This is a genomic window from Skermania piniformis, assembly GCF_019285775.1.
GTDB classification, from domain to species: Bacteria; Actinomycetota; Actinomycetes; order Mycobacteriales; family Mycobacteriaceae; genus Skermania; species Skermania pinensis.
The window spans coordinates 2,014,362-2,029,962 of the sequence record NZ_CP079105.1 but is presented as its reverse complement, the minus strand read 5'-3'; the positions used below and the strand labels follow the sequence as shown (position 1 = coordinate 2,029,962).

The 15,601-nt window shown below is 68.8% G+C and carries 19 protein-coding genes and 1 pseudogene; 10 read left to right on the top strand and 10 right to left on the bottom strand.

What is annotated here, in order from left to right; translation table 11 throughout:
* The first annotated feature begins 18 nt into the window (after positions 1-18).
* From KV203_RS09480 to KV203_RS09465, 4 genes are read left to right on the top strand one after another with little or no spacing between them, the layout of a single operon-like run.
* Positions 19-651: an FAD-dependent oxidoreductase gene (locus tag KV203_RS09480; protein WP_066468242.1), complete on the top strand. Its 633-nt coding sequence runs from the start codon at positions 19-21 to the stop codon at positions 649-651.
* Entirely contained in the window at positions 648-2,222 is a 1,575-nt protein-coding gene (locus KV203_RS09475; RefSeq protein WP_066468240.1) for an amidohydrolase, read from the top strand. The genes KV203_RS09480 and KV203_RS09475 overlap by 4 nt, the downstream gene beginning before the upstream one ends.
* Positions 2,212-3,828 (top strand): apolipoprotein N-acyltransferase, encoded by a 1,617-nt coding sequence (gene lnt, locus KV203_RS09470; RefSeq protein ID WP_157079716.1) that lies wholly within the window; start codon positions 2,212-2,214, stop codon positions 3,826-3,828. Before KV203_RS09475 ends, lnt begins: the two co-directional genes overlap by 11 nt.
* Positions 3,828-4,622, top strand: coding sequence for a polyprenol monophosphomannose synthase (locus KV203_RS09465; protein ID WP_157079715.1), 795 nt, complete (start codon positions 3,828-3,830; stop codon positions 4,620-4,622). Before lnt ends, KV203_RS09465 begins: the two co-directional genes overlap by 1 nt.
* Here KV203_RS09465 and KV203_RS09460 read toward each other — a convergent pair.
* The gene (locus KV203_RS09460) at positions 4,570-4,914 is read right to left on the bottom strand and encodes an RNA polymerase-binding protein RbpA (protein ID WP_066468236.1); all 345 of its coding nucleotides are present in this window, start codon (positions 4,912-4,914) and stop codon (positions 4,570-4,572) included. The genes KV203_RS09465 and KV203_RS09460 overlap by 53 nt on opposite strands.
* Positions 4,915-5,076: 162 nt before the next feature.
* Between KV203_RS09460 and KV203_RS09455 the strand changes: the two genes are divergently transcribed.
* Both KV203_RS09455 and KV203_RS09450 read left to right on the top strand, forming a co-directional pair.
* Positions 5,077-5,400: a hypothetical protein gene (locus tag KV203_RS09455; protein WP_066468235.1), complete on the top strand. Its 324-nt coding sequence runs from the start codon at positions 5,077-5,079 to the stop codon at positions 5,398-5,400.
* A 185-nt stretch (positions 5,401-5,585) separates the two neighbouring features.
* Positions 5,586-6,167, top strand: a complete 582-nt coding sequence (locus KV203_RS09450) for a thioredoxin domain-containing protein (RefSeq protein WP_066468232.1) — start codon at positions 5,586-5,588, stop codon at positions 6,165-6,167.
* A gap of 6 nt (positions 6,168-6,173) precedes the next feature.
* On the opposite strand, the gene KV203_RS09445 is transcribed toward KV203_RS09450, so the two are convergent.
* A complete protein-coding gene (locus KV203_RS09445) occupies positions 6,174-6,983 on the bottom strand; it encodes an acyl-ACP thioesterase domain-containing protein (RefSeq protein WP_246600842.1) in 810 nt (269 codons plus the stop codon).
* Positions 6,984-7,203: 220 nt separating this feature from the next.
* Here KV203_RS09445 and KV203_RS09440 point away from each other — a divergent pair.
* Positions 7,204-7,633: pseudogene (locus KV203_RS09440) on the top strand (M15 family metallopeptidase).
* 1 nt (position 7,634) lies between these two features.
* Positions 7,635-8,582 (top strand): saccharopine dehydrogenase family protein, encoded by a 948-nt coding sequence (locus tag KV203_RS09435; protein WP_066468229.1) that lies wholly within the window; start codon positions 7,635-7,637, stop codon positions 8,580-8,582.
* A 39-nt stretch (positions 8,583-8,621) separates the two neighbouring features.
* On the opposite strand, the gene KV203_RS09430 is transcribed toward KV203_RS09435, so the two are convergent.
* The 4 genes from KV203_RS09430 to KV203_RS09415 all read right to left on the bottom strand — a co-directional run bounded on the left by KV203_RS09430 (position 8,622) and on the right by KV203_RS09415 (position 11,343).
* Positions 8,622-9,185 carry a hypothetical protein gene (locus KV203_RS09430; RefSeq protein ID WP_066468227.1) on the bottom strand — a complete coding sequence of 188 codons (564 nt, stop codon included), beginning with the start codon at positions 9,183-9,185 and terminating at the stop codon, positions 8,622-8,624.
* A gap of 143 nt (positions 9,186-9,328) precedes the next feature.
* Positions 9,329-9,985, bottom strand: a complete 657-nt coding sequence (locus KV203_RS09425) for a hypothetical protein (protein WP_066468224.1) — start codon at positions 9,983-9,985, stop codon at positions 9,329-9,331.
* Positions 9,986-10,024: 39 nt separating this feature from the next.
* Positions 10,025-10,687: an enoyl-CoA hydratase/isomerase family protein gene (locus KV203_RS09420; RefSeq protein ID WP_066468222.1), complete on the bottom strand. Its 663-nt coding sequence runs from the start codon at positions 10,685-10,687 to the stop codon at positions 10,025-10,027.
* Positions 10,684-11,343: a TetR/AcrR family transcriptional regulator gene (locus KV203_RS09415; protein WP_066468221.1), complete on the bottom strand. Its 660-nt coding sequence runs from the start codon at positions 11,341-11,343 to the stop codon at positions 10,684-10,686. The genes KV203_RS09420 and KV203_RS09415 overlap by 4 nt, the downstream gene beginning before the upstream one ends.
* A gap of 97 nt (positions 11,344-11,440) precedes the next feature.
* Here KV203_RS09415 and KV203_RS09410 point away from each other — a divergent pair, with 97 nt between their 5' ends.
* Positions 11,441-12,037 carry a hypothetical protein gene (locus KV203_RS09410; RefSeq protein ID WP_246600833.1) on the top strand — a complete coding sequence of 199 codons (597 nt, stop codon included), beginning with the start codon at positions 11,441-11,443 and terminating at the stop codon, positions 12,035-12,037.
* A gap of 314 nt (positions 12,038-12,351) precedes the next feature.
* Here KV203_RS09410 and KV203_RS09405 read toward each other — a convergent pair whose 3' ends face one another.
* Positions 12,352-12,750 carry an MBL fold metallo-hydrolase gene (locus KV203_RS09405; RefSeq protein WP_066468219.1) on the bottom strand — a complete coding sequence of 133 codons (399 nt, stop codon included), beginning with the start codon at positions 12,748-12,750 and terminating at the stop codon, positions 12,352-12,354.
* A gap of 99 nt (positions 12,751-12,849) precedes the next feature.
* Between KV203_RS09405 and KV203_RS09400 the strand changes: the two genes are divergently transcribed.
* Positions 12,850-13,332, top strand: coding sequence for a hypothetical protein (locus KV203_RS09400; protein ID WP_066468218.1), 483 nt, complete (start codon positions 12,850-12,852; stop codon positions 13,330-13,332).
* Here KV203_RS09400 and KV203_RS09395 read toward each other — a convergent pair.
* From KV203_RS09395 to KV203_RS09385, 3 genes are read right to left on the bottom strand one after another with little or no spacing between them, the layout of a single operon-like run.
* Positions 13,325-13,762 (bottom strand): PH domain-containing protein, encoded by a 438-nt coding sequence (locus KV203_RS09395; RefSeq protein WP_066468217.1) that lies wholly within the window; start codon positions 13,760-13,762, stop codon positions 13,325-13,327. The genes KV203_RS09400 and KV203_RS09395 overlap by 8 nt on opposite strands.
* Positions 13,763-13,800: 38 nt before the next feature.
* Complete coding sequence (gene ribH, locus KV203_RS09390) at positions 13,801-14,295, bottom strand: 6,7-dimethyl-8-ribityllumazine synthase (protein ID WP_066468215.1); 495 nt, start codon at positions 14,293-14,295, stop codon at positions 13,801-13,803.
* Complete coding sequence (locus KV203_RS09385) at positions 14,292-15,548, bottom strand: bifunctional 3,4-dihydroxy-2-butanone-4-phosphate synthase/GTP cyclohydrolase II (RefSeq protein ID WP_066468213.1); 1,257 nt, start codon at positions 15,546-15,548, stop codon at positions 14,292-14,294. The genes ribH and KV203_RS09385 overlap by 4 nt, the downstream gene beginning before the upstream one ends.
* Positions 15,549-15,601: the final 53 nt, after the last annotated feature.

The window sequence follows — 15,601 nt, the reverse complement described above, 5'->3', positions numbered from 1 at the left end:
CGCCCCCGGAGACCCGGGGTGGCGCAGTTCCTCTTCGGCCGACGCTGCTTCTTCGGCTGGCTGACCCACCCGGACCGCGACGACGAAGCCTGGTGGTTCGCCAACCCGCCGATGCGAACCGAACCCGAACCGGCCGAACTGGCAGCGATCCCTCCGAGCGCCTGGCGGGCCCGACTCGAGCGCCTGTTCGCCCGGGACGCCGGCCCCGCGCTCGAGCTGATCGCGACGACCGAGCACATCTTCGCGCCATGGGGTACCTACGACCTGCGCACGGTGCCGCACTGGCACAGTGCGCGCGCGGTGATCATCGGCGACGCCGCACACGCCACCTCTCCGTCCTCCGGGCAGGGCGCATCGATGGCGATCGAAGACGCGGTGACGCTGGCCCGATGCTTGCGCGACATCCCGGAGTCGGCCACCGCGCTGCAGAGCTACCAGCGGTTACGCCGGGACCGAGTCGAACGGGTGGTGCAACAGGGCCGGCGCAACGGCAGCGGTAAGGCGATCGGGGCGATCGTGCGCGACGCGATGCTGCCGCTCGTGCTGCGCCGGTTCGCGACCCCGCAGTCGCAGGCGTGGATGTTCGATCATCGGATCGACTTCGACGCACCCGTCGATGTCGGACCGGTAGGGCAGACTGATCGTTCGTGACCCAACGACTGCTGGTCGGTGGTCGGATCTACAGCCCGACCGCGCCGGATGCCACCGCGATGGCGACCGACGGCGATACGGTCGTCTGGCTCGGCGCGGACCGTCCCGGCCGCGCGCTCTATCCGGACGCCGAGGTGATCGATCTGGCCGGTGCGTTCGTAGCGCCGGCCTTCGTCGACCCGCACGTGCACGTCACCGCGCTCGGCCTGCAGCTGACCGGACTGGATCTGACCGGCGTCCGATCTCGCGCCGAATTGCTGCTCGAGCTGCGCGAATACGCGGCCCGGGCGACGGACGCGGTGCTGTTCGGGCAGGGCTGGGACGACACCGAATGGCCGGATCGCACCCCGCCGACCGGCGCGGAGCTGACCGCTGCCGCGGCCGGCCGGCCGGTCTATCTCACCCGGGTGGACGTGCATTCGGCGCTGGTCGCCGGGCTGCCCGGCGCCCCCCCGGCGACCGAGTCGGCCGTGGTCTGCCGCGCGGCACATCACGACGCCCGCGCCGCCGCGCACGCCCGGCTCACCGCGGAGCAGCGGGACCGGGCCCGGCGGGCCGCCTTGGACCACGCCGCCGCCCGCGGCGTCGCCGCGGTACACGAGTGTGCCGGACCGCAGATCGCCGGTCGGGACGACCTGCGCGAGTTGCTGGCGCTGCAGCACGGAGTCGACGTGCGCGGCTATTGGGGCGAGGCCGTTACCGATCCGGAGCAGGCCCGCACGCTGATCGACGAGACCGGCGCCGCGGGTCTGGCCGGTGATCTGTTCGTCGACGGTTCGCTCGGCTCACACACCGCCTGGCTCCGGGAGCCCTACGCCGACACGCCGGATACCGGCACGGCCTACCTGGACGTGGCGACGATCACCGCGCACATTCGCGCCTGCACGCTGGCCGGGACGCAGGCGGGGTTCCACGCGATCGGCGACGCCGCGGTCGACGCCGTCGTCGCCGGCTTCGGGCGGGTCGTGGCCGAGCTCGGCGGACCCGCGGTGGCCGCCCGCGGACACCGGATCGAGCACCTCGAAATGATCGACGCCGAGTGCGCCGGCAAACTCGCCGCGTGGGGGGTGATCGCCAGCGTGCAGCCGGGATTCGACGCCGGCTGGGGCGGGCCGGACGGGATGTACGCCGCTCGGCTCGGGCCGCAACGGGCGGCGGCGATGAATCCGTTCGCCACCCTGGCGGCCGCCGGGGTGCCGATGGCGATCGGGTCGGACGCTCCGGTCACTCCGATCCGGCCGTGGGCGGCGGTGCGAGCTGCGGTCCGGCACCGCACCCCGGGCAGCGGCATCTCGCCCCGCGCCGCGTTCGCCGCCGCTACACGCGGCGCCTGGCGGGCCGGGGGAGTGCGTGACGGGGTTGCCGGCACCCTGGTTCCCGGCGCCCCGGCCAGCTACGCGGTGTGGGCGGTGGATCGATTCGCCACGCCGGAGCCGGGCCGGGCCGGGCGCGCGCAGCGCTGGTCGACCGATCCGCGCTCGGGCGTTCCCGCGTTGCCGCAGTTGGATGGCGTCGCCGACCCGATCTGCCTACGCACCGTGCATCACGGAGTGGTGATCCATGACCGGTGAGCGAGCCACACCGGGGCAGTGGTTCCGTAGCGTGCCGAGCGGGGAGTTGCTCGGCAATCTGGGAGTGGCGCTGCTGGCCGGCATCGCGTTGTTCGCGAGCTTTCCGCCGCGACCGTTGTGGTTTCTGGCTCCGGTCGGAGTCGCGCTGCTGACCTGGGTGCTGCGCTCGGGCCGGTCGGTGCGCGGCGGCGCGGGCTACGGCCTGGTCGCCGGCCTCGCCTTCTTCGTCCCGTTGCTGCCTTGGACCGGGGTATACGTGGGCGCGTTGCCCTGGCTGGCGTTGTCGCTGGCCTGCGCGCTGTATGTGGCCGGGTTCGGCGCGCTCGCCCGGCTGATCGGCGACCTGCCCGGCTGGCCGCTCTGGCTGGCCACCTGCTGGTCGCTGGCCGAATGGGCCCGCGCCAGCTTCCCGTTCGGCGGATTTCCTTGGGGCCGATTGGCTTTCAGCCAGCCCGGCGGCCTCCTGCTGCCGTTGGCCGAGCTGGGTGGGGCACCGCTGCTGAGCTTCGCGGTCGCCCTCACCGGCACCGCGCTTGCCGCGACGATCGAGCGGTTCCGGGCCGGCGCCCGCCGCAGCGGCGTCCGGCTGGCCGCACTCGCCCTCCTGGCTCCGGTGGTCGGCGCCGCATTGTGGCCGACCCTGCCGAGCCGCGATCCGGGCGACAAGGCGATCACCGTCGCCGCGATCCAGGGCAGCGTGCCCCGGCTCGGGCTCGACTTCAACGCGCAGCGCCGCGCCGTGCTGGACAACCACGTGCGCCGCACCCGGCAGCTGGCCGACGACGTCCGGGCCGGCCGCGCGCCGCAACCGGACCTGGTGATCTGGCCGGAGAACGCCTCCGACATCGACCCGCTGCGCAACACCGACGCCTACACCGAGATCTCGGCCACCGCCGCGCAGATCGACGCGCCGATCTTGGTCGGGGCGGTGCTGGTCGCTTCCGACGACACCGCGACCAACTCGGTGATCGTCTGGAATCCCGAGACCGGGCCGGGGGAGCGGCACGACAAGAAGATCATCCAACCGTTCGGCGAGTACCTGCCGATGCGCAGCTTCTTCCGGCTGTTCTCGCCGTATGCCGATCGGGCCGGACATTTCGTTCCCGGGTCCGGCGACGGGACCGTCCATGCGGCGGGCGTCGACATCGGCATCGCCACCTGTTACGAGGTCGCGTTCGACCGGGCGTTCGAGCAGTCGCTGCGGGCAGGCGCGCAGCTGTTGGCAGTGCCGACCAACAACGCGACGTTCGGCGACACCGAGATGACGTACCAGCAGCTCGCCATGTCCCGGGTGCGGGCGGTGGAGCACAGCCGCGCGGTGGTGGTCGCGGCGACCAGCGGGGTCAGCGCGATCGTCGGCGCCGACGGTGCGGTGCTGGAGCAGACCCCGCTGTTCTCCCCGGCCGCTCTGGTGAGTCGGCTACCGCTCCGCTCAGGTACTACGCTGGCAACGCAATTAGGTCCGCTGCCGGAGTTCGTCCTCGGCGGCACCGCGCTCCTGACCGCCGCCGCGTCGATCGTCCTACGCCGATCGCGAAGCGGCCCGCGCGACAGCAACGCCAACATCAGCGCCGGCACCGGCCGGCAGGGAGGAATGCGACGATAGTGCCGAATATCAGCGACAGCACCCTGGTCATCATCCCCACCTACAACGAGGCGGAGAACCTGCCGCTCATCGTCGATCGGCTGCAGCAGGCCCAGCCCACGGCACACGTCCTGGTGGTCGACGACGGCAGCCCGGACGGCACCGGCGACATCGCGGACAAGTTGGCGATCAACGACCATGCCGGCCGAATTCACGTCATGCATCGGACCCAGAAGAACGGCCTGGGTGCCGCGTACATCGCCGGTTTCCGTTGGGGTCTGGAACAGGACTACCAGGTGCTGGTGGAGATGGACGCGGACGGCAGCCACGCGCCGGAAGAACTGCACCGGCTGTTGCACGCGGTCGACGGCGGTGCCGACCTGGCGATCGGCTCGCGATACGTGCCCGGCGGCACCACCGTCAACTGGCCGATGTCGCGCCAGCTGATCTCCCGGGTCGGCAACCTCTACGTCCGGCTCGCCCTCGGCACCCGGATCAGGGACCTGACCGGTGGTTTCCGCGCCTATCGACGAGAGGCACTGGCCGCCCTCGATCTGGACGCCGTCGAATCCCGCGGCTACGGCTTCCAGGTCGACCTGGGCTGGCGGTTGCTCCGCGCCGGACGCAAGTTGGTGGAGGTGCCGATCACCTTCACCGAGCGAGCGATCGGCGAGTCCAAGATGAGCACCGCGATCGTCGCCGAAGCGATGGGCAAGGTGTTCACCTGGGGCCGGGAAGAGCGACTGCGGCAGCTGCGCGAATTCAGGAAGTCACGCCGCGGCGCTTCACCTTCAGCAGGTCCAACCGCTCCTTGAGCAGCTCGTCGAGCTCGTCGACGGACCGCCGCTCGAGCAACATGTCCCAGTGCGTACGCGGCGGTTTCACCTTCTTCGCCTCCGGAGCGGCGCCCTCGATCAGGGTGCCCTCCAGCCCGTTGCGGCACAGCCAGGTACCGGGAATCTCGGCCTCGTCGGCGAACGGGACGTCGAACTCCTCACCGTTGTCGGTACGGTAGCGAGCGACCCGGCGCGGGGCGAGATCATGATCACGATCGGTCTCGTAACTCACCGCACCGAGTCGGCTGCCTCGTAATACGCGATCTGCCATGGCGCAGTCCTCTCGTGCGGTTGCGGTCGAAACCCGATTACGGGCCCGATCCGTACAACAGATTTTCCGGATGGAAAGTTCCCGGGCGTGTCGAGCCCGGCCGCCGATTGTACGCGGGACCCGAGCAATGCTGTCGCCGCCCGGCGCATTACGCTGCCCGGCATGCGTCCCCGTCCCGAGCCGTGCCTGTGGTGCGGCCGGGAGGTCGCCGCGGCCGAGTCCGGTCGGCGGCGGCGGTACTGCCGCCAGTCCTGCCGCCAGCGCGCCTACGAGCAGCGGATCGCCGTACGGGGCACCTCGTTCCCGGCCGACTCGACGGTGTTGTCGGCGCAGGAGGTGACCGACCTGGCCGACCGGATCTTCGCGGCCCGCTGCGCGGCCGAGGACGTCGTCATCGCCATCCGAGAAGGTGCTGCAAACGACGAATTGTCTACGCTCTGTGCAGAATTGCTCGTCCGGGCCCGGGACGCCGAGCGATTGCGCTGAGCTCTCCGCCCGGCCGGGCGACGGGGGTGTCATCGACAATCTTTCGGCGAAACGTGATAATTGTTCGTGCGACGGGGGTCGAGCCCGGTTTTCGGGTAAACGCGCGACCGGTGGCACAGTACGTAGGTAGTAGTGGCCCCGGGGCAGCCCGACAGCTCGACTAGGAAGGACCGAAGCCAGTGTCGATGAGCGACCAGGCAACGGCGCGCACCGGTTACGTTGTCCTCGATCCGCCGGTTCCCGTCCGCACCGACGGCCCGCCGGTCGTCGTCGAGTTCTTCTGGTACGCCTCGGCGGCCAGCTTGGCGTGGCAGCAAGAGTTCCGCAAGTGGCTTGCCGCAGCCGGTCCGGTGCAGTACCGCCGGGTGCCGGTCAATCTCGACCCGCGACCGACTTCGTTGCTCAGTTACGGTCCACATCAGCGTCTTTATTACAGCCTGGAAGTGCTCGGCCTTCTGGATCTGTTGCACGAGCGCGCGCTGAACGAGCTGCAGACGGCCAAGCTGGCCACCGATGCGTCCACCGTGGACTGGGCGGTATATCAGGGTGTCGACCGCGGCTCGCTCCGCGCCGTGATGGGTTCGATCGAGGTCAGCGCCAAGTGCAACGCCGCCACTCAGATGACCGAGCAATACCAGATCGATGCGCCCGCGCAGATCGCCGTCGGCGGTCGGTATGTCACCGGGCCCGCCATGCTCGGCGGCGCCGCACGAGTGGCCCCGGTACTCGACGCGCTCCTCACCCTGGTCAAACAGCAGCGGGACTGAGCCGGTTCAGGCCGGCAACGGTTGTACCCGGGCGAGCGCCCGCGCCTCGCCCGCCACCTCCAACTGCACGCACCGCATCGATCCCTCGTCCCACGTCCGCGACCACAGCTCGTCACCTTGCACCACCGGACCAACGTGCTCCACGATCGCGCGGTAGGGGAGCGTCAACACGTCCGGCCGGTCGACGACCGCTTCTTCCAGCGCGGCCCAGTAGATCGCGTTGTTCAGGTGACCCATCCGGTCGAAGTCGGTGATCCGCAGCGCAAACCGTCGGGGCTCGGCGGAAACGTCGGACCGTGCGTGCAACGCCGCCCGCCAACGCAGCCGATGCTCGGCGGTGTAGGCCAGCATCGGTGCCATGAAGGTGTCCGACATCCGGCCCGGCCGCATGGTCTCCGGGTTGATGTTGATCAGAAAGGCCTCGCTCTCGATCCGCCCGCCGCGCTCGCTGGCGATCTGCACCCGCATGTTGCACCAGCGGTTGGACAGCCCGGACGACCACCGGCTCAAGTGCACCGTGTCCCGGAACTCGATCGGCGCCAGCACGTCGACGACCGTGCGGCGGACGATCCAGGCCGGATGCAGGTTCCCTTCCGGCACCGCATCCAGATTGTCGAATCCGATGTCCTGCAGATAGCGCGCTACCGCGTCCAGCCGGAGCCGATCGTCGGTGTCGGTATCGCCGAGTCGCACCGGCCATTGCGTCTCGAAGGCGGGCGCCCCGGCCGGTCGGGCAGGCAACGGGCTCGCGATCGGGAACTTGCCGCCGGAGTCTGCGCGCACCGGTGCGAGATATTTCTCATCGGCGATACTCACGCTGGTGAAGCGTACTGCAAGCCCGGTCCGGACGGGCCGGAGCGGGCACGGAGCCGGTGGATCGCGATACGCTTTCGTGACCGGTGTGTAGTTGGACATGTCAGGAGAGTTCTGCGGTGGCGTCTCGACTCAATTCCTACCTCAGCTTTCCCGACTCGATCTACCAGGGAGTTTCGTCGTGAAACGGTGGGCGTGGCTGCCATTGTTCGCCGCCGGTCTGCTGGGTGTGGCGGCACCGGCAGCCGCACAGCCGGCGAGCGGCTCGGCCGCCGGCACCGCCGGTCTGACGCCGGGTCTCGCGGCCGCCTACTCGGCGGCCCAGCTGGATGCTCAGGCCAACGGCGTGCTGTTGTCGATAACTTCCGGCTATCGCACGCCGGAAATGCAGGAACAGCTCTGGCAGCAGGGCCCTGGCCACCTACGGCAGCCCCGAGGCAACCCGGCCCTGGGTGCTTCCGCCGGGCGAGTCCACCCATGTGCGGGGCGAGGCGATCGACGTCGGCCCGCAGAACGGTGCGGCGTGGCTGGAGGCGAACGGCAGCCGGTACGGGCTGTGCCGGACATTTGCCAACGAATGGTGGCACTTCGAGCTCGCCACCGTGCCCGGCGGCGTCTGTCCGGAAATGCTGCCGGACGCCAGCTGGCGCTGAGATGGCGGTCGACGGCAGACCCGGGCGCTACCTGGTACTCGGCGGCTACGGCAACGTCGGTCGGCGAGTGGTCGAGGAGCTACGGCTGGCCCGCCAGGTAGTGCTTGTCGCCGGGCGCGACCCGGCTCGGTCGGATGTCGTGCTGGACTTGCGCGATCCGGATATCGGAAGTTACCGACGGACGCTCGCCGAGGTGGACGTGGTGGTCAACGCGTCGGGCTCGGAACGCCTCGAGTTGGCCGAGCAGGCCGGCGAAAGCGGGCGCCCGTTCGTCGACATCAGCGCCACCACCAGTTACGTGACGGCACTGACCGAACTGCCGGCCCAAGCGCCGGTATTGGTGGACGTCGGCCTGGCACCGGGGCTGACCAACCTGCTCACCGCCGCTGTCCACGCGGAGGCACCGCATCAGCCGATCGACATTCTCGTCTACCTGGGGGCGGGGGACCAGCACGGGGCCGCCGCGATCGAATGGACGTTTCGGCTGTTCGGCGCGCACTTCGCCGACGGCACCGACCCGGTACGCAACTACACCAGGCCGCGAGCGTTCTATATCCCGGGCGTCGGCCGACGCCAGCTGGTCCGACTGGACTTCTCCGACCAGCACACCCTGACCCGCGACCTGGATATTCCGGTTCGCACCTACTTTGCCCTGGACTCCACCCCGGCAACCGCGCTGCTGCGCATGCTGACCTGGATTCCCGGCGCGTCGCGCGCACCCCGGGGAGTGCACCTGCCCGGCTCGGACCAGTGGACGGTGGCCGCTCGGGCCGCCGACGGCACGATCCGCTGGGCGCACGGCCGCAATCAATCGTGGGCCGGTGCCGTAGTCGCGGCCCGGGCGGCGCGCGCCGCCCGCGGTCTGCCCGCCGGCACCTACCCCCTGCATCGGGTATTGGCCCTCGACGACCTGCCGGTCGATCACGGCTTCGTCCTCGGCGGTTCCTGACCCCACCATGGGGTTCCCGCCCGGCCGGGCCGCGAGCGGCTAACCGGCCCCGGCGAAGGTGGCCGAATAGTAGTTCTGCTGATCCAGCCGGCCCACCTCCACCGCCCCATGCGACTGCATGATCGAGTTGATCGCGCGGGCATGCCCGCGGGAAACGTTGAAACTGCAGATATCGCAGAATGCGACGGCCTGCTCGGCGACCAGTCGGTCCATCATCGCCTGTGCCATCATCCGGAACGCATCGGTGTGCCGGGCAGACTGCGTGACCAGGGTGAAGCCGAGATAGTAGAGCGCATCACGCGCCGCATGATCGGGGTACCGGCTGGTGAAGTATTCCGGGCTGATCCAGGGCACGGCTTCGAGCGTATTGGTCAATGTGGTGAGCCCGAGCGGTTCGCCGTCGGCAGACCAGGCAACGTACTTCAGAATCCGGGAATCGGTCATCTCTTCCCAGAACTCGTCCTTGTACAACACATGGCGCGCGGCTGCCCGGGTGCGGAGCGGTCCGAACGCGATCTCGTACAGGTCCCAGAACTCCTCGATCATCGGATCGTCCAGCGAATCCTCGACGGTTGTCCGGCTGACCCGCCCGTACGTACTCACACAATCCCCTAGATAACCTACGCCGACGGACTGCCCTACGTCCCGACGCCGCCGCGGGGCCCACCCTAGCGGGCGAGGTAGCCGGGCCGATCGCCCCCCGAGGCGATTGATCCGATCATGTGATCCCTTTTACTCGGAACAGCTCACGAAACTAGCTCGACGGCCTTCGCTTCGATATCCGCGTCGCTCGCCGCACTGAGATCGATCACGCCGACGCCGGCAAGGTGCTCGGCGAGCTGATGATGCTCGGCCCGCAGCCGCTCGACGAACTGCTCGGCGGCGTTGGACTTGCCGGCGCCGTGGCCGAGCACCACGAATGTGCGATCGGCCGCATCGGCCGTCAGCGCGGCCGCGAGATCGTCGAAATACCCGGTGAGGTCGTGCTCGTCGTCCCGCCCGGTTCGGCGCTCGACGGTCCGCAGGCGGCGTGCGCGGGGGTCGTGATCGTCGACCACGTGCTCGTGGTCCACCACCGCCTGCGCGTCCAGATCGAAGGTGATGATCCGCGCTCGCTCGTTGTCGACGGTAACCGCGACCAACGTCCCCGAGCCCTTCGGCTTCGGTGAGGCCGCGAGCAGGTGCCGGGCGCGTTCGATGTCCTCGATCGACACGGTCGCGTTGTGCGGCCGATGGAACACCTCGCGATGCCCGTTCATCGTGACGGCGAGCCGGTCACCGCTCTCCTGTTCGACGTTGTCGGCGAGGGATTCCCACAGCTGGACGAATTTCTTCCAGTCCAGATTCCGCGGCGCGGGGTGGCCGAGGATCGCCGTGTAGGTCTTGCGGGTATTCGCGTTCATCTGTCCCCCTGGTCGGTGGTCTTCGATACCGAGCCGAGCCTAGCCACGCCCACCCTCTCGCAAGGCCGTGACCACCGAACCGAACATCGTGGACTTGATCGCTGCGAGGGTCGCCCGGTCTTTGCCCACGATCGGCGTGACCGTCTCGACGGCAGCCGCGACGACCTCGCTTTCCGGCGCGGTCCGGTCGACCAGACCGACGTTCAGCGCGTCCGCGCCCCCGTACCGCCGAGCGGTGGTCATCGCGGTGAGTGCGGCCTGCGGGGTGAGCTTGGCCTGGATCAGCGCGGCCATGCCCGGGGTGAACGGAATGTTGATATCCGCTTCGGGAAAGCAGTAGTAGCCGCGATCGACGCGCATGATGCGATAGTCGTGCGCGATCGCCAACATGGCTCCCGCGCCGAACGCGTGCCCGTTGACCGCGGCGACGGTGGGCACCGGGCAGATCAGAATCCGAGCGAACAGCTCGTGAACCTGCTGGACGTACCAGTCGGCGCGGTCGCCGTTGGCCATCAGCCAGTCCAGGTCCAGCCCGTTGGAGTAGAACTTGCCGGCACCGACGGTGATCAGGCCACGGGCCTTGGTCTCGATCTCGTCGAGCTGAGCATTCACCGCCGCCAACCAGTCGGGGGAGAACCGGTTCTCGTTGTCACCCAAGGTCACGATGGCGAGATCGTCGCGGTAGGTCACGGTCGGGTTCATGGGGGGTCCTTTCGGTCGGCGGTCCGGATCGTGTGTTCCGGGGCAGGGGAGGGGTCGGGTGGGGTGAGCCTGAGGATCGCGCGCACGGCAGCGGCGAGTCGTTCTCGGGAATCGGGTTCCGGAGCTCGGCGGCCACGCAACAGCAGCGCTGTCGGGAGCTCCACCACGCAGTCCCGGATGACCGCTACCGCGGTTCGATCGGCGCGACCCCACATCGCCTCGGACAGCGTGACCAGCAACTCGGTCACAGCGGCATCGAGATCGCGGAGTTCCGCGGCCAGCTCGGCCGGCAAGTCGTCCGAACGGAGCAGTTCGCGCCGACCTACGGTCAGCAGCAACCGCCCGCGAACCGGAAACTCCAGCAGGAACGCCGCGGGCGCGTCGGCGGCGACAACGACGGCATCGGCCGGGTCGTGCGCACCGATTGCGCCGCGTACCGCAGCGCGCTGAACAGCGAGGAACTGCCGTGCCGCGCGTAACCACACCCGGCCGACCAGGCCGGCCCGCGAGCCGAACGCGTGATAAATCGCCCCATTGGACACCGAGGTCCGCTCGGCCAGAGCGCGCACGGTCACCGCATCCGCCCCCGACTCGACAGCCAGCGCCTCGGCGGCATCCAGCACCTTGTCGAGATCGTGCGTGCGCGGCCGGGGCATGCCGCTAACAATAACAGAGCATATGCTCCGATATTATCGTTGCCGGTGCAGGCCAATCTCACTTACATTGAGGCGGCGCTACGTACGTCCCGACCACGTGGACGGTTGGCTGCCCGCGAGGGGCTGGACGATGATGGCGGGTCATGGTTTGCGGATTTCGCGGCTTCGGATGTTGATCGATCACCCGCGCACCGGGGACGCCGAGCGCGCGGCAGCACAGCGAATGCTGGATCGCATCCAGCGGAAATCGGCGCAAGCTCGACGCAACAATCCGTCAGCGGACCGTACCTACGGTGCGCGGTACGACCGCGTCGGCCGGCATGCCGGCCTCGAGCAGGTCTGCGAGATGATCCGCGCGGACATCGCGTTGGCGCGCACCTTCGCCATGTACGACAGATCGGATGTTTTGGACGCGCGTGCCGTGGATGCGCACAGCGCGATCCGAGATGCGCCGGTGCAGGTTACGTACTCGGTCGAGACGCCAATGCATGGTCGCATCGTGATCACGATCGACGGGGTTCCGCGGGATTGGGGCTGGGTGACGCGGGACGGTGTCGAGATCGTCAGCCCCGAGCTGCAGACGCTCGCCGAGCAGCTGGCCGACCTGATGAACGACTACAACCACGACGGGACGGACACGAACAGGCGGTTCTTCGGCAACGTCCGAGTGCTGGACGCCACCTTGATTTGGTGACACATCGACGAGCCCTGCATAAGCGCCGATAATCGATATTATGACATTTTACTGCGCCGAATAGCCCTGTGGCACAACGACTCTCACCCGGCGTGTATGCCTGATCTCCGCCCCTACGGCGTTTCCAGATCCCACGGATTGATGAGTTCGATCCCGGTCTCAACGAAGTCACTGACGCTGTACGTCCAGCGGCTCAACGAGTTCGCTTCCACAAAGTGGGATGTCAACGGCGCCGCTGCACATGGCGACAGCCTTACCAGGGCGATTCGAAGCATCCGAGCCCTGCTGTCGCCTGTCCTCTCCGAGAGTCGGGATTACCCGGTAGCCTGCGCTTGCCGCAACAACTTTCGGTCGTGGGCGTTGACCAGGAGCAGGTCCGGTTCTCCGGCCGACCAGAGCTCACGAAGGCGATCGTGATTGTCCTGGACCTTGCGCCGGTCGTGTGCGATCGCGCGCTCCATCGTGGTCAGCGTCAGCGGCGCCTTCCCCGTCCCGTCGATCTGTCCACGGTCGTAAAACGCGTCACCGGTGTGCAATACCCAGCGCGGGCCGGTGTCGACCGCAATCGCGGCATGGCCGCGGGTGTGGCCGGGCAGGCTGATCAGCACGATCCCGGGGAAAAGCTCCTCGGCGCCGGCGAATCCGCGCCAGCGCTCGCCGGTGCGCGGCGTGTACCGCACCAGCTCGGGATCATGGTCCCGCTGTGCCGCCATGTAGCGACCACGCTCGACGAACGTCCGGGGATGTAGTGCCGCGTCCGCCTCGGCGGCAGCGCCACGGCGACCCTCGGGCTGCCGCTGCTCTTCGGCGGCATGGCCGCATCCGCCGCGTTGATCTTCGCCTACCGTGGCCCGACCCGGAACCGTCTGCTCGCGGTCAGCGGACTCGCCGTTGTCGGCGGGCTCGCCACGACCGCCATCCTGGAGTTCGGCTTCGGCGCCTACGAGCACAATTACCTGCACATCTCAGGCGCCGTCGCGGCCGGCATTCTGGCGATCGCCTATCCCGTCCTCGGCCTGGAGTCCAAGATCGGCACAGCCGGTATCGCACTGATGGGCGTACTGCTGATGTTCCTCGGCAACCCATTGTCCGGTCTGGGCACCGGCCCGGAGTGGCTGCCCGGCATCTGGGGCGAAGTCGGTCAGCTCCTCCCGATCGGCGCCGCCGGGACGGTCATCCGTTCGGCCGCCTTCTTCGACGGTGCGGGCGCGACACACGCATGGATCGTGCTCGTTTGCTGGGCTCTGGCCGGGATCGTCATCGCGCTGCTCCCCCGCCGAAAGCCGGTCAGCTAGCCGCGTACTTCGCGCCCAACGCACGAAACCGCCGCACCGCGTCCACCGCATGGTCGCGGTCGGCGGCGCGAATGGCCAACACCGGAACGTACTCGTCGCCGGGCAGCTCCAGCCGGGGCCACGGCTTGCCGTCGGGAAAGCTCAACCCGCGGATCTGACTCCACTCGAAGCGTCGATCACCGAGGATGTTGCGCACCAGCACTCCGTCTGCGCCGGCCCGCAGCCGGGGCCGGGTGAACAACAGCGCCGCTCCGGCGCACAGCACACCGATACCGATCATTGCCGCCTGGTCCGCGGTCCGGAACTGCACCCCGGTCGAACCGTGACGCAAGACGATTCCGCCGAATACGAAGAAGGCCAGCAGCATCACCGCCACCACGATCGCGATCCGGACGGACCGGCGCGGGCGGACGTCGAGTTCCCAGTTCATCGCCGTCCCTGCCTGATCTGATGCCGTCCCTGATCCGATCACAGCGACCGATCCGTCCACGGTTGGGCCAGGTATCGCAGGGTCAGCGCGGCGTCCACCGCTGCGGCACAAGCATCGTGGCCCTTGTCCTCCTTCGAACCGGGCACGCCGGCGCGATCGATCGCTTCCTGTTCGGTATTGGTGGTCAACACCCCGTTACCGACCGGCGTGCTCTCGTCCAACGCCACTCGGGTGAGACCGGCCGTCATCGCGTCGCAGACGTACTCGAAGTGCGGGGTGCCGCCGCGGATCACCACACCCAGCGCCACCACCGCGTCATGCCGTCGAGCGACTCCTTGCGCGATGACCGGCAACTCCATCGCCCCGGCACACCGATACACCTCGACGTTGCGCACTCCGGCCTGCTCGGCGGCCCGCAGCGCACCGGCTACCAGCGCCTCGCAGATCTCCGCGTGCCAACGGGACGCGACGATGCCCACGGTCAGGTCGTCAGCGCCGGTGATCTGCAGCGCCGGAACGCCTTCGCCGCTCACTGCGCCGACCGGCCCAGGTCGAGGTCGTCCAATCCGGCCAAGTCGTGTCCCATCCGGTCGCGTTTGGTGCGCAGGTAGGTCAGGTTCTCCGCGGTGGCTCGCACCGGCATCGGCACCCGCTCGCTGATGTGCAGCCCGTACCCGTCGAGGCCGACCCGCTTGGCCGGGTTGTTGGTGAGCAGCCGCATCGAACTCACGCCGAGATCCACCAGGATCTGCGCGCCGATTCCGTAGTCGCGGGCGTCGGCCGGCAGACCGAGCTCGAGGTTGGCGTCGACGGTGTCGTGCCCGGCATCCTGCAACTGGTAGGCCTGCAGCTTGTGCAGCAGTCCGATCCCCCGACCCTCGTGGCCGCGCATGTAGAGCACCACCCCCCGGCCCTCCTGCGTTACCATCTCCAGCGCGGCGTCCAATTGCGGGCCACAATCGCAGCGCAACGAGCCGAACACGTCGCCGGTCAGACACTCCGAGTGCACCCGGACCAAGACGTCCTCACCGCGGCCGTCCGGTCCGGCCAGGTCACCGCGAACCAGCGCGACATGTTCCACGCCGTCGTAGATGCTGGTGTAGCCGACCGCGCGGAACTCGCCGTGCGCGGTCGGGATCCGCGCCTCGGCGATCCGCTCGACCTGCTTCTCGTGTCGGCGGCGCCAGGCGATCATGTCGGCAATCGAGATCAATGCAAGGTTGTGCTCGTCGGCGAAGACCCGCAACTCGTCGGTGCGGGCCATCGCACCCTCGTCCTTCTGGCTGACGATCTCGCAGATCACCCCCGCCGGGCGCAAGCCGGCCATCCGGGCCAGATCCACCGCGGCCTCGGTGTGTCCGGGCCGCCGCAACACCCCACCTTCCTTGGCTCGTAACGGAACCACGTGGCCCGGCCGGCGAAAGTCGGCCGCGCTGGTGTCGGCCTGCGCGAGCAGCAGCGTCGTCGCGGCGCGATCGGCGGCCGAGATGCCGGTGGTGATTCCCTCGCGGGCATCGACGGTCACCGTGTACGCGGTGCCGTGCTTGTCCTGGTTGGTGGAATACATCGGTGGCAGACCGAGCCGGTCGCAGTCGTCGCCGGTCAACGGAACGCAGATGTAGCCGGAGGTGTAGCGGATCATGAACGCCATCAGTTCCGGAGTCGCCTTCTCGGCGGCGAAGATGAGGTCGCCCTCGTTCTCCCGGTCTTCGTCGTCGACTACGACCACCGCCCGACCGGCAGCGATCTCGGCGACCGCGCGCTCGATCGTATCGAACTTGACCACCCTGGATCTCCCGTCCAAGCAGCACTTCCCGGCAGCTGACTAGCTCAGCACGT

Excerpts from the sequence above, each read along its gene's own strand:
- KV203_RS09415 (WP_066468221.1), bottom strand. The coding sequence starts at position 11,343 with ATGCCCCGGCCGCGCACGCACGATCTCGACAAGGTGCTGGATGCCGCC.
- KV203_RS09395 (WP_066468217.1), bottom strand. The coding sequence starts at position 13,762 with ATGAACTGGGAACTCGACGTCCGCCCGCGCCGGTCCGTCCGGATCGCG.
- KV203_RS09455 (WP_066468235.1), top strand. The coding sequence starts at position 5,077 with ATGCGTCCCCGTCCCGAGCCGTGCCTGTGGTGCGGCCGGGAGGTCGCC.
- KV203_RS09420 (WP_066468222.1), bottom strand. The coding sequence starts at position 10,687 with ATGAACCCGACCGTGACCTACCGCGACGATCTCGCCATCGTGACCTTG.
- lnt (WP_157079716.1), top strand. The coding sequence starts at position 2,212 with ATGACCGGTGAGCGAGCCACACCGGGGCAGTGGTTCCGTAGCGTGCCG.
- KV203_RS09405 (WP_066468219.1), bottom strand. The coding sequence starts at position 12,750 with ATGGCGGCACAGCGGGACCATGATCCCGAGCTGGTGCGGTACACGCCG.
- KV203_RS09400 (WP_066468218.1), top strand. The coding sequence starts at position 12,850 with ATGGCCGCATCCGCCGCGTTGATCTTCGCCTACCGTGGCCCGACCCGG.
- KV203_RS09425 (WP_066468224.1), bottom strand. The coding sequence starts at position 9,985 with ATGAACGCGAATACCCGCAAGACCTACACGGCGATCCTCGGCCACCCC.
- KV203_RS09460 (WP_066468236.1), bottom strand. The coding sequence starts at position 4,914 with ATGGCAGATCGCGTATTACGAGGCAGCCGACTCGGTGCGGTGAGTTAC.
- KV203_RS09450 (WP_066468232.1), top strand. The coding sequence starts at position 5,586 with ATGAGCGACCAGGCAACGGCGCGCACCGGTTACGTTGTCCTCGATCCG.
- KV203_RS09435 (WP_066468229.1), top strand. The coding sequence starts at position 7,635 with ATGGCGGTCGACGGCAGACCCGGGCGCTACCTGGTACTCGGCGGCTAC.